The sequence below is a fragment of the Bradyrhizobium sp. UFLA06-24 genome, from assembly GCF_054967145.1.
The window spans coordinates 60,146-72,510 of the sequence record NZ_JADFUE010000024.1; the positions used below are offsets into that span (position 1 = coordinate 60,146).

9 protein-coding genes are annotated in these 12,365 nt (G+C 65.2%); 6 read left to right on the top strand and 3 right to left on the bottom strand.

Annotation, left to right across the window (positions count from 1 at the left end; translation table 11 throughout):
* Nucleotides 1-24: 24 nt before the first annotated feature.
* Together ppdK and IF809_RS20440 are read left to right on the top strand one after the other, a co-directional pair.
* Complete coding sequence (gene ppdK / locus IF809_RS20435; RefSeq protein ID WP_164938833.1) at nt 25-2,958, top strand: pyruvate, phosphate dikinase; 2,934 nt, start codon at nt 25-27, stop codon at nt 2,956-2,958.
* Between the two features lie 452 nt (nt 2,959-3,410).
* Nucleotides 3,411-4,868 carry a cell wall hydrolase gene (locus tag IF809_RS20440; protein WP_164938832.1) on the top strand — a complete coding sequence of 486 codons (1,458 nt, stop codon included), beginning with the start codon at nt 3,411-3,413 and terminating at the stop codon, nt 4,866-4,868.
* Nucleotides 4,869-4,872: 4 nt separating this feature from the next.
* On the opposite strand, the gene nadC is transcribed toward IF809_RS20440, so the two are convergent.
* The 3 genes from nadC to nadA are packed head-to-tail and all read right to left on the bottom strand — an operon-like array spanning nt 4,873 to nt 8,480.
* Nucleotides 4,873-5,751, bottom strand: coding sequence for a carboxylating nicotinate-nucleotide diphosphorylase (gene nadC / locus IF809_RS20445; protein WP_453992490.1), 879 nt, complete (start codon nt 5,749-5,751; stop codon nt 4,873-4,875).
* A gap of 10 nt (nt 5,752-5,761) precedes the next feature.
* Nucleotides 5,762-7,369, bottom strand: coding sequence for an L-aspartate oxidase (locus tag IF809_RS20450; protein WP_128967799.1), 1,608 nt, complete (start codon nt 7,367-7,369; stop codon nt 5,762-5,764).
* A 7-nt stretch (nt 7,370-7,376) separates the two neighbouring features.
* Nucleotides 7,377-8,480 carry a quinolinate synthase NadA gene (gene nadA / locus IF809_RS20455; protein ID WP_128967798.1) on the bottom strand — a complete coding sequence of 368 codons (1,104 nt, stop codon included), beginning with the start codon at nt 8,478-8,480 and terminating at the stop codon, nt 7,377-7,379.
* Nucleotides 8,481-8,815: 335 nt separating this feature from the next.
* Here nadA and IF809_RS20460 point away from each other — a divergent pair, with 335 nt between their 5' ends.
* The 4 genes from IF809_RS20460 (at nt 8,816) to IF809_RS20475 (ending at nt 12,208) form a co-directional block, all read left to right on the top strand.
* Nucleotides 8,816-10,069, top strand: coding sequence for an MFS transporter (locus IF809_RS20460; protein ID WP_128967797.1), 1,254 nt, complete (start codon nt 8,816-8,818; stop codon nt 10,067-10,069).
* A 41-nt stretch (nt 10,070-10,110) separates the two neighbouring features.
* Nucleotides 10,111-11,097: an acrylyl-CoA reductase (NADPH) gene (acuI, locus tag IF809_RS20465; protein ID WP_128967796.1), complete on the top strand. Its 987-nt coding sequence runs from the start codon at nt 10,111-10,113 to the stop codon at nt 11,095-11,097.
* 113 nt (nt 11,098-11,210) lie between these two features.
* On the top strand, nt 11,211-11,813 hold the full coding sequence (locus IF809_RS20470; RefSeq protein ID WP_128967795.1) for a hypothetical protein: 603 nt from the start codon (nt 11,211-11,213) through the stop codon (nt 11,811-11,813).
* Between the two features lie 155 nt (nt 11,814-11,968).
* Nucleotides 11,969-12,208 (top strand): DUF6894 family protein, encoded by a 240-nt coding sequence (locus IF809_RS20475; protein WP_128967794.1) that lies wholly within the window; start codon nt 11,969-11,971, stop codon nt 12,206-12,208.
* The last annotated feature ends 157 nt before the right edge of the window (nt 12,209-12,365 follow it).

Here is a 12,365-nt window from a genome sequence, read left to right on the forward strand (position 1 = left end):
CCTCTCGCAGGTTGTGTGCAAGCTATGGCCAAAGCCGCCTCGAAGCCTAATAAAACTGCAGCGAAATCAAAGCTCTCCGCCAAGGCGAAAGCCGCGCCGGCGGCCCGCAAGGCGCTCCCCAAGAGCGCCGTGAAGAGCGTCCCGAAGCCGGTCGCCAAGACTGCAGTCAAGACTGCCGTGAAGACCGCTGCGAAGGCTGCTGCCAAGCCGGCGGCAAAAGCCGCAGCCAAGCCGACGGCGCCGAAGGTTGCCGCCAAGAGCGTTGCGGCCAAGGTTCCGGCCGGCAAGTGGGTCTTCACGTTCGGTGACGGCAAGGCCGAGGGCCGTTCGCAGATGCGCGACCTGCTCGGGGGCAAGGGCGCCAACCTCGCCGAGATGGCCAATCTCGGTCTGCCGGTGCCTCCCGGCTTCACCATCCCAACCTCGGTCTGCACTTACTTCTACGAGCACGACAAGACGTATCCGAAGGAGCTGAAGCCGCAGGTTGAAAAGGCGCTGGACTATGTCGGCAAGTTGACCGGCAAGGTGTTCGGCGACACCAAGAACCCGCTGCTGGTCTCGGTGCGCTCGGGCGCGCGCGCCTCGATGCCGGGCATGATGGACACGGTGCTGAATCTCGGTCTCAACGACCTGACCGTGGAAGCGCTGTCGGAGCTGTCGGGCGACCGCCGCTTCGCCTATGACAGCTATCGCCGCTTCATCACCATGTATTCCGACGTGGTGCTCGGTTTCGAGCACCATCATTTCGAGGAAATCCTCGACACCTTCAAGGACAGCCAGGGCTACACGCTCGACACCGACCTCACCGCCGAAGACTGGATCGAGCTGGTCGGCAAGTACAAGGACGCGGTCGCGCGCGAGACCGGCAAGGAGTTTCCGCAGGATCCGCACGACCAGCTCTGGGGTGCGGTCGGCGCGGTGTTTTCGTCCTGGATGAACGCGCGCGCGGTGACCTACCGCAAGCTGCACGACATTCCGGAATCCTGGGGCACCGCGGTCAATGTGCAGGCCATGGTGTTCGGCAACATGGGCGAGACCTCGGCGACCGGCGTTGCCTTCACCCGCAATCCCTCGACCGGCGAGAGCAAGCTCTACGGCGAGTTCCTGATCAACGCGCAGGGCGAGGACGTGGTGGCGGGCATCCGTACGCCGCAGGACATCACCGAGGATGCGCGGAAGGAATCTGGCTCCGACAAGGCGTCGATGGAATCGGCGATGCCGGAAGCCTTCAAGGAGCTGACGCGAATCTACACGCAGCTCGAAAAGCATTACCGCGACATGCAGGACATGGAGTTCACCGTCGAGCGCGGCAAGCTCTGGATGCTGCAGACCCGTGGCGGCAAGCGCACCGCCAAGGCGGCGCTGCGCATCGCTGTCGAGCTCGCCAATGAAGGCCTGATCTCGAAGAAGGAAGCGGTTACTCGCATCGATCCGGCTTCGCTCGACCAGCTGCTGCATCCGACCATCGATCCCAACGCCAAGCGCGACGTGATCGCGACCGGCCTGCCGGCGTCCCCGGGTGCTGCCTCGGGCGAGATCGTGTTCTCGTCGGACGAAGCGGCCAAGCTCCAGGGCGACGGCCGCAAGGTCATCCTGGTCCGCATCGAGACCAGCCCCGAAGACATCCACGGCATGCACGCCGCCGAAGGCATCCTGACGACCCGTGGCGGCATGACGTCGCACGCCGCCGTGGTTGCCCGCGGCATGGGCAAGCCCTGCGTCTCGGGCTGCGGCACCATCCGCGTCGATTACGGCCGCGGTACCATGAGCATCGGCTCGCGCACCTTCAAGGCCGGCGACGTCATCACCATCGACGGCTCGCTCGGCCAGGTGCTGGCCGGCCGCATGCCGATGATCGAGCCGGAACTGTCAGGCGAATTCGGCACGCTGATGAACTGGGCCGACCAGGTCCGCAAGATCGGCGTCCGTGTCAACGGCGACACGCCTGACGACGCCCGCACCGCGATCAAGTTCGGTGCCGAAGGCATCGGCCTCTGCCGCACCGAGCACATGTTCTTCGAGGAGACGCGCATCCGCACGGTGCGCGAGATGATCCTCTCCGAGGACGAGCAGTCGCGCCGGGCCGCGCTTGCCAAGCTGCTGCCGATGCAGCGCGCCGACTTCGTCGAGTTGTTCGAGATCATGAAGGGCCTGCCCGTCACGATCCGTCTGCTCGATCCGCCGCTGCACGAGTTCCTGCCGCACACCCATGCCGAGGTCGAGGAAGTGGCGCGCGCCATGAACACCGATCCGCGGCGCCTGGCCGACCGTGCGCGCGAGCTGTCGGAGTTCAACCCGATGCTCGGCTTCCGCGGCTGCCGCATCGCGATCGCCTATCCCGAAATCGCCGAGATGCAGGCGCGGGCGATCTTCGAAGCTGCGGTCGAGGCCGAGAGGCGCACCGGCAAGGCCGTCGGCCTCGAGGTGATGGTGCCGCTGATCGCGACCAAGGCCGAGCTCGATCTGGTCAAGGCCCGGATCGACACCACCGCAAAGGCCGTGATGCGCGAGACGAATACCAAGCTCGCCTATCAGGTCGGCACCATGATCGAGCTGCCGCGCGCCTGCCTGCTCGCCGGCGAGATCGCCGAGAGCGCCGAGTTCTTCTCGTTCGGCACCAACGACCTGACGCAGACGACCTACGGCATCAGCCGCGACGACGCCGCAAGCTTCCTCGGTCCCTACGTGGCGAAGGGCATCCTTGCGGTCGATCCCTTCATCTCGCTCGACCAGGAAGGCGTCGGCGAGCTCGTCAAGATCGGTGTCGCCCGCGGACGCAAGACGCGCGCGTCGCTCAAGGTCGGCATCTGCGGCGAGCACGGCGGCGACCCGGCCTCCGTCGCATTCTGCCACAACGTCGGTCTCAACTACGTGTCGTGCTCGCCCTACCGCGTGCCGATCGCGCGGCTCGCCGCGGCCCAGGCTGCGCTGGGCAAGGAGATTGCGAGCCAGGCTTAAGGCGGGGCGACATACGAGATGCGAGAGAGGCGGGGCTGGGCTCCGCCTCTTTTCATTTTGGGGCGATGTTCGATCGGCTCGTCGTTGCGAGGAGCGCTTGCGACGAAGCAATCCAGACTGTCTACGCGGAAAGGCTCTGGATTGCTTCGCTGCGCTCGCAATGACGACGGAGGAAGCTTACGACGTCCCGTAATGATACGTGCGCGCAAAATCTATCAGCAAGAGTTCCTTCACCATTCGCATTGACCGATTGTTTACCGCTTCAGATCAGCCCGCATTTACCACCGCGCCTCATCGCTCCGTGAAAACACCCGACATCGCTTGAGTGTGCTCCGTGCGCAACGCTGATTAACGCCCCGGCAACCTAAATTGGATACTGACGATAAAGATCGAATTGCACGGATGTACTGAGTTCGATCGGAGACTGGCGTAAGCGTAGCGTGAGCGTATCGATGTCAGTGTTGCGTAACCATCCGAAGGGCGCGCGGTTCGCGTCCTTCGGAATCGGTCTCCTGGTCTTCGCGCTGATGCCGCGAGAGATCGGCTATCAGGACATAGGCTCGCTGCTGGCGCGTCAGCCCGGCGTCGCCGAGCGCTGGCAGAAGCAGGTCTTCTCTGCGGCCTCGTCCATTCAGCTCGCCACCTACAGTTTCTCGCGCCCGATCGGGACGTCCGCGCCGCAGAGCGCAATGGTTCGCCTCGCGAGCCTCGATGGCCGCGACGTCACCGGCTCGATCCCGCGCAACCCGGCGCTCCAGGCGCCGGCGCGCTATCAGGCCTCCGATTTTCCCAAGGTCGATCGCGCGCTGAAGGGCGACCGTCTCGCCATCGTGACGCCCGCGCTGGCACCCGAGACGGCCGCGCCGGCTGCCGCGCCCGCGCAGGAGAATCCTGCGACTTCGAACAGCTCTGTGTTCGGCGCCAAGACCGCTGAGCGGCCTGTCCCACAGCCGCAAGCGATGTCGCCGGAGTCCGCGGCAGCGCTGGATCCCGAGCTCCAGGAGGCCATGCGCGCGCCGCCGCTGACGCAGTACGCCAATCCGAAGGCCGACGACGTCGCGCTGCCGTTCGCAGCGCAGCCGGTCAATGCGCCGAAGCAGGCAACGGTCGCGACCCCGCCGCGCGATCCTTTCAGCGTGAAAACCTCGAGCCTGTTCTTCGGCAGCTCCTCGCTCGGCGGTCCCGTCGAGAGCATCGAAAGCTGGCAGCCCGGCGCGGAGCCGTTGATCGTGATGCCAGATCCCGACATGAAGCTGGCCTCGCTGTCGCCGCCGAACGAGGACGTCGGTAACGCGACCGAAAGCGGCGAGAGCGTCGCGCCGAAGGGCGAGGTCAACGCCGACAACCAGCGCGCCAAATCGCCGGCGGAGCGTCTCGCGCTCGACGACAAGTCACGCGCGAAGTCCGAAAAGTGCCTCGCCGAAGCCGTCTATTTCGAATCCCGTGGCGAGGCCGTCCGCGGCCAGATCGCTGTCGCGCAAGTGGTGATGAACCGCGTCTTCTCCGGCAAATATCCTGATACGGTCTGCGGCGTGGTCTATCAGAACAAATACCGTCACTTCGCCTGCCAGTTCACCTTCGCCTGCGACAACAATCCCGACGTGATCCGCGAGCCCGAGATGTGGGAGCGCGCCAAGAAGATCTCGAAGGCGATGCTCGACGGCCAGATCTGGTTGCCCGAGGTCGGCAAGTCCACGCACTATCATGCCTATTGGGTGCGCCCCTCCTGGGTGTCCGAGATGAAGAAGATGTACAAGTTCGGCGTGCACACCTTCTACCGGCCGCGCAACTGGGGCGATGGAGCTGAGGAGCCCAGCTGGGGCACGCCCGCGCAGACCGCCGCGCTCTCGGCCGAGCTGGTCCAGGAGGCGAAGAGCTCCGCCGAGATGGGCGTGACCGAGCGGCGGTAGCCGCTTAGACATCGATATCCAGCGCACAGTCGAAATTCGGCGCCGAGTGTGTCAGCGCGCCTGAGGAGGCGTAGTCGACGCCGGTGGCCGCGATGGCGGGGATCGAGTCCAGCGTCACTCCGCCGGAGGCTTCCAGCTTCAGGCGGCCTTCCGTCATCCTGACGGCCTCGCGCAAGGCCGCGATATCCATATTGTCGAGCAGCACGGCGTCGGCAAGTCCTGTGTCGAGCACCTCGCGCAGCTGCGTCAGCGTATCCACCTCGATCTCGATCTTGACGAGATGGCCGGCATGGGCGCGGGCGCGCTCCAGCACGGCACGTATCCCGCCGGCGACCGCGATATGATTGTCCTTGATCAGGATCGCATCATCCAGGCCGAAACGGTGGTTGAAGCCGCCGCCGCAACGCACCGCGTACTTCTCCAGCGCCCGCAATCCCGGCGTGGTCTTGCGCGTGCAGCAGATGCGCATTTTGGTGCCTTCGGTGCGCGCGACATGGTCGGCCGTCAGCGTGGCGACCCCGGACAACCTTCCGACGAAATTCAACGCGGTCCGCTCCGCGGTGAGAATGGCACGCGCAGGGCCCGAGATCGTCAGTACTTGCTGGCCGCGGGTTACGCGCGCGGCGTCGCGGACATGCGCGCGCACCTCGATGTCGGGCGAGAGCTTTTGCAGCGTCGCCAGCGCGAGCGGCAGGCCCGCGATGACGCCGGACTGGCGCGCGACGAGGACGGCTTGCGCGCTGGTTGCTTCCGGAATAGTCGCGCGCGAGGTGATGTCGCCGGCGCGGCCGAGGTCCTCGTCGAGCGCGCGATGCACGGCCTCGTCGATCGCAAGCGGAGAGAGGAAGGCGTCGGGATAGAGCAGGGAGCTGGGGGTGATCATGGTCTTTCCTTCAGGCGATCATGGTTTGCGCCACGCGCGGCGTTGGACGCTCGGTGAGGCCGTCCGCGATGTCGTGCGCTTCGGCGAGTGTCGTCATGGTTCGCTGCGTCAGGGCAGGGACCTCCGCAGGATGGTCGGAGCGGAAATGCGCCCCGCGGCTTTCGCGCCGGCTCCAGGCCGCGACAGCAACGAGCAGGGCCGATGTCGCCATGTTGCGGACCGCGATGCTGGTGGCCGTGTGCTCGAGCGCAGCAAAACTGCGGACGGCGTCCGCAAGTCCGTCGCGCTCGCGGATTACGCCGACATTCGCGCTCATTATCGTCCGCAGCCGCTTCACGGCGCCCGCATCTGGCGCGCCGCTACGCGGCGTTATCAGCGCCTCAGGCAGGCGGGTAGGCGAGGGGATCGCCTGACCGGCAATGTCCTCGGCGATGCGTGCGGCATAGACCACGGCCTCAAGCAGCGAGTTCGACGCGAGCCGGTTGGCGCCGTGCGCGCCGGTGGACGACACTTCGCCTGCGGCCCAGAGCCCGTCCATCGAGCTGCGGCCGAGCGCGTCGACTGCGATGCCCCCCATGTGATAGTGCACGGCGGGGGCGATTGGGATGGCCTGCGTCGCCGGATCGATGCCGGCGGCAACGCAGCTCGCATGCACCGTCGGGAATTTGTCGGCGAAGCGCGCGCCCAGTGCCTGCCGTGCATCGAGGAACGCGCCGCGTCCCGATGCGATCTCGGCGAACACGCCGCGAGCCACGATGTCGCGCGGCGCGAGCTCGGCGAGCGGATGGAGCGCCGTCATGAACCGTTCGTCACTGCTGTTGATCAGCGTCGCGCCTTCGCCGCGCAGCGCCTCAGTCGCAAGTGGCGCCGGATCGCGGCCGACCATGATGGCGGTCGGGTGAAACTGCACGAATTCAGGATCGGCGATCACGGCGCCGGCGCGTGCGGCGATCGCAAGGCCTGATCCGTTCGCCTCAGCCGGATTGGTGGTGACGGCGTAGAGATGGCCGATGCCGCCGGTCGCAAGCACGACCGCACGGGCGGCGATCATCACTGGCCTCGCCGCGAAGTTTCCGGCCTCGCGCAATTGCACGCCGGTGACTGCACCGTCCTCGGTCAGCAGCGCCTCGGCCACAAAACCCTCGATCAGACGGATCGACGGCGTGCGGCGCACGGCCTCGCTCAGCGCTGCGATGATCGCAGCGCCGGCGCCATCGCCGCGGACATGGACGATCCGGCGCGCGGAATGCGCGGCTTCCCGCCCCACGGCAAGCCGGCCCTCGAGATCGCGATCGAACGGCACGCCATAGGCGAGCAGATCGTGAATCCGGGGGCTCGCCTCGCGGGCGATTCCGAGCGCGATGGCCTGGTCGACGATGCCGCCGCCGACCGCGATGGTGTCCGCCGCGTGCGCTTCGGGACTGTCGCCTTCAGCCACCGCGGCGGCGATGCCGCCCTGGGCCCATGCGGACGATGCTCCCTGTCCGAGCGGTGCCGCCGAGATCAGCGTCACCGGCCGCGGGGCGAGCTTCAGGGCGCAGAACAGCCCGGCAAGTCCGCCGCCGACGATGACGACGTCGTCGGTGGAGCGGGTGAGGTTGTGGATGTTGTCGGTCATGTTGCCCTCAATTCTTCAGATTGATCATCCGCTCGACCGAGCGCCGCGCCCGCTGCGCAAGCGCCGGATCGATCGTCACCTCTTCACCGAGCGTCAGCAGGCTCTCCAGGATGTTGCTGAGCGTGATGCGCTTCATGTGCGGGCACAGATTGCAGGGACGCAGCATCTCGACGTCGGGCAGCTCGGCGCGGACGTTGTCGGCCATCGAGCATTCCGTGATCATCACCAGGCGCTTCGGCCGACGCTCGCGCACCCAGTTGATCATGTGCGCGGTCGAACCTGTGAAGTCGGCCTCCGCCAACACGTCCGGGGGGCATTCGGGATGCGCGATGATCTGCACCGACGGATCGGCGTCGCGGAAGGCGCGCAGCTCGTCGCCGGTGAAGCGCTCATGGACCTCGCAGGCGCCCTTCCAGGCGATGATCTTCACATTGGTCTTCGAGGCGACATAGGTCGCTAGATAGCGGTCGGGCAGGAAGATCACGCTCGGCGCGCCGAGGCTCTCCACCACCTGCACCGCGTTCGACGAGGTGCAGCAGATGTCGACCTCGGCCTTCACCTCCGCGGAGGTGTTGACGTAGGCAACGACAGGTACGCCGGGAAATCTTTCGCGGAGGAGCCGCACGTCGGCGCCGGTGATGCTGGCGGCGAGCGAGCACCCGGCGCGGCTATCCGGGATCAGCACCGTCTTCTCGGGATTGAGCAGCTTCGACGTCTCCGCCATGAAGTGCACGCCGCATTGGACGATCACATCGGCCTTCACCTTGGTGGCCTCGACGGCGAGCTGGAGCGAATCGCCGCCAATGTCGGCAACGCCGTGAAAGATCTCCGGCGCCTGGTAGTTGTGCGCGAGGATCACCGCGTTGTGCGCACGCTTGAGCTGGTTGATCGCGTGAATCGTCGGCGCCATCAGCGGCCACTCGATGGGCGGAATGACATGCTTGACGCGCGCGTGGATCGGGGCCGTGGCGCGTTCGACCTCGCTGGTCCATTCCAGCGAAGGTCTCGGCAGCGCGGGCGCGGTTCGCGTCGGTATGACCGAGGTGGAGGTGGCTTGGCCCGGTGGTCGATTGGTAAAATCATCTGGGCCGTAAATTGCAGCGATCGGCATCGAAGCCTCCCAAGAGTTATATATGCTCAGTTTGAGTATATATGGGACCTGAGAAATCCGGCCGACGGGCCGGGTGGAATTCAGGACGTCCTAAATATGCTCAATCTGAGTAAATCCGACATAACACGGCTTGTATGGCACCGCTAGGTCCGGCCGCACACATTTCCGTCAAGTCGTATTTTGCACGCTGGACGAGCCGCAATGAAACGCAATGCTTCCGCGGGAGCCCCTCGTGGAACGCAATCATTTTTGGCTTGGGATTTCCATGCAACTGCATTAAATGCTGCCTTGCGGTCGCCGATCTGCGGGCCGCCAACCGACGAATGAGGAACACCATGTCGATTCAAGCGGGCGAGCTCGCTCCTTCCTCACGTTCCTCCAACTGGCGCACGCCGGCCGTGATCATCCTCTGCGGTTGTGCGATCGGCATGCTCGGTTTCGGCCCGCGCTCGGCATTGGGCTTCTTCGTGCAGCCGATGAGCCATGAATTCGCTTGGGGCCGCGATGTGTTCGGCCTCGCCATCGCCGTGCAGAATCTGTTGTGGGGATTGGGCCAGCCACTTGCCGGCGCAGTCGCCGATCGCTTCGGCCTTTATCGCGTGATGTGCGTCGGCGCGCTGCTCTATGCCGGCGGGCTCCTCTTGATGCGCTATTCCGCGACGCCGCTGGCGCTGGATATCGGAGCGGGCGTCATGGTCGGCTTCGGTCTCGCCGGCTGCTCGTTCAATCTGGTACTGTCGGCGTTCACGAAACTCCTGCCGGCCGAGAAGCGCGGACTTGCGCTCGGCGCCGGCACTGCGGCGGGCTCGCTCGGCCAGTTTCTGTTCGCGCCCATTGGCGTGGCACTGATCGACAATTTCGGCTGGCAGCAGGCGCTCAGCGTGTTCGGCTTCCTCATGCTGCTGATCATCCCGCTGGCGCTGGCGATCTCGACGCCGCCGGTTGCAAGCAGCGCCAGCACCGCGCCCGCGGACGAGCAGACCATCACCAAGGCGCTCGCCGAAGCTTTCGGCCATCGCTCCTACGTGCTCTTGGTGCTCGGCTTCTTCACCTGCGGATTCCAGCTCGCCTTCATCACCGTGCATCTGCCGGCCTTCCTGGTCGACCGCGGCATCTCGGCGCAAACCGGCGGCTGGGTGATCGCGGCGATCGGCCTGTTCAACATCATGGGATCGCTGAGCGTCGGCTATCTCCAGAATAGCTTGCCGAAGCGCTACATCCTGTCGGCGATCTATTTCACCCGTGCGCTCACGACGCTCGCCTTCATCTCGTTCCCGATCACCCCGTTCTCTGCGATCGCGTTCGGCGCAGTTTCCGGCCTGACCTGGCTGTCGACGGTGCCGCCGACCTCGTCGCTGGTGGCGCTGATGTTCGGCACGCGCTGGCTTGCAACGCTCTATGGCTTTGCCTTCGTCAGCCATCAGGTCGGCGGCTTCCTCGGTGTTTGGTTAGGGGGCATCGTGTTCGAGAAGTTTGGTTCCTACACGCCGATCTGGTGGCTCTCGATCCTGTTCGGCGTGCTCTCCGCGCTGATCAATTTACCGATCGTGGAGAAGCCGGTCGCACGAGCGGTTGCGCAGCCTGCCTGATCGGCTAAACATCCCGGTCAAACAGTCAGGGAGTTCAGGCCGTGGCCACATTCAAGGCAATCCGGATCGACAAGGCCGATAAGGGCACCACCACGCAGCTCACGCAGTTCGACGAAGCCGAACTGATGGAGGGCGACGTCACGGTCCGCGTGGAATGGTCGACGCTGAACTACAAGGACGGCCTCGCGCTGACCGGCAAGGCGCCCGTGGTGCGGCGCTCCCCGATGATCGCCGGCATCGATTTCGCCGGGACCGTCGAAGCCTCCTCCCATCCGCAATGGAAAGCGGGCGACAAGGTGGTCTGCACCGGCTGGGGCATGGGCGAGACCCATCTCGGCGCCTATGCCGAGAAGGCGCGCGTCAAGGGCGACTGGCTGGTCGCCTTGCCCCAGGGCCTCTCGGCGCGCGACGCCATGGCGATCGGCACCGCCGGCTTCACCGCCATGCTCTCTGTGCTGGCGCTGGAAAAGCACGGCGTTTCGCCCAAGAGCGGCCCCGTCGTCGTGACCGGCGCCGCCGGCGGCGTCGGCTCGGTCGCGACGGCCGTGCTGTCGAAGCTCGGCTATCACGTCATCGCCTCGACCGGCCGCGCCTCGGAGGCCGATTACCTGAAAAGCTTGGGCGCTGCCGAGGTGATCGACCGCAATGAATTGTCGGCGCCGGCGAAACCACTGGCCAAGGAGCGCTGGGCAGGCGGCGTCGACAGCGTCGGCTCGACCACGCTCGCGAATCTGTTGTCGATGACCAAATACGGCGGCGCCATTGCAGCCTGCGGTCTCGCCGCCGGCATGGACCTGCCGTCTTCTGTCGCACCTTTCATTTTGCGTGGGGTGTGCCTTCTCGGCATCGATTCCGTGATGTGTCCGATTGAGCCGCGAAAAGCCGCCTGGCAGCGCCTCGCCTCCGACCTCGATCGAACGAAACTAGCTGAAATCACTAAGGAAATCCCACTCGACCAAGTTCCGGAATGGGGCGCCAAAATCCTGGCCGGGCAGGTCCGCGGTCGGATCGTGGTAAAAATTGTCTAACGGCGTTCAGACTTTACCAACCAAGCTGCTTCAATGTCGCCATGGTTAGTATGGTAAGCAGCGGGTAAAGAGATAAGGCATCGCCCGCTGCGGGGGTTAGTTCGGAGTTGAGCATGCTTGCGCGTATTGTGTTGGGGGCTGTCACGGCGGCCGTGACGTTTGCGCCGGCCGTCGCCTTGGCCGGGGGCATGAATGCGGACGAGGCGCGCCGCTTCGTGGCCGGCAAGGTGTTCGCCTTCACCTGCTTCGACGGCACCCGCGGCGCAGGCCGCATCCTCGATGATCTCGGCGCCGCCGGCGCGGTGCAGTTTTCGGGCTCGGGCCCGGTGCGCCATATTCGGCTCCCCGGCAACACGCTCCAGATCCGCGGCCAGAACGTCTGCGCCTCGATCAAGGGCATTCCGTTCGAGCCTTGCTTCAACCTGGAAAAGACCGACGATCGCAGCTTCCGCGGCTCCGTCTCGGGCATGGGCTTCGCCTATTGCGACTTCCATCACCAGGGTGGCAACCAGATGCTGATGGCACGCGCCGTCGCGCGGCCGCGCTCGCTGCGCAGCTCGGAGCATACCGGTTCGATCACTGCATCCAGCACTGAAATCGCCGCGCGGGTCGAGACGCCGCGGGTCGAGAGCAGCCGGATCGAGCCGGTGAAGTCCGAGCCCAAGACGGAGTCGAAGAACGACGCTCCGCTGGAGCTGCGCCGCTCGACCGAGTGACATCCTGCGCGAAGCCACCGCGCGCCTTTGACGGAATGCACCGCTGGTGAAGCCGCCACGCCGTAGTCATACGGCCCGCGGTTTTCATGCGTTGGTAGCGACTGGCGCCCCAGCCTGCGCGATGGCCGGGAGCGGCCCTACGAACGGGTTCAACGATGTCGCTGTATTTCTTTCGCATCAGCACCGGCCGCTACTCTGGTGCCGCCGACCAGCCGTACGAGTTCGAGGATCGGGCTGCGGCCTGGACCGAGATGACCGAAGTCTGCGCCAATCTGCTCGGCAGCATTTCGCGCAATCTGAAGCCGAATGCGAAGTGGAGCATGGAGCTGCTCGACGAGAACAAGGAGCCGGTGTTTCGCATCAGCCTGGTCGGCGAGGCCGCGGATGTAAAATGACCGCGCGCCGACTTCAGGCTGAAATTTACAACTATGACGACAGCATTTGCTTTCGACTTCAATTATTTAGCGTAAAAAATCAGTATTTCTGCGAGGGATCTCGTTAACCAAATTGGAATGTGAAACGCTCAGCTTTTGGGCAAGGGCGAGATCAACG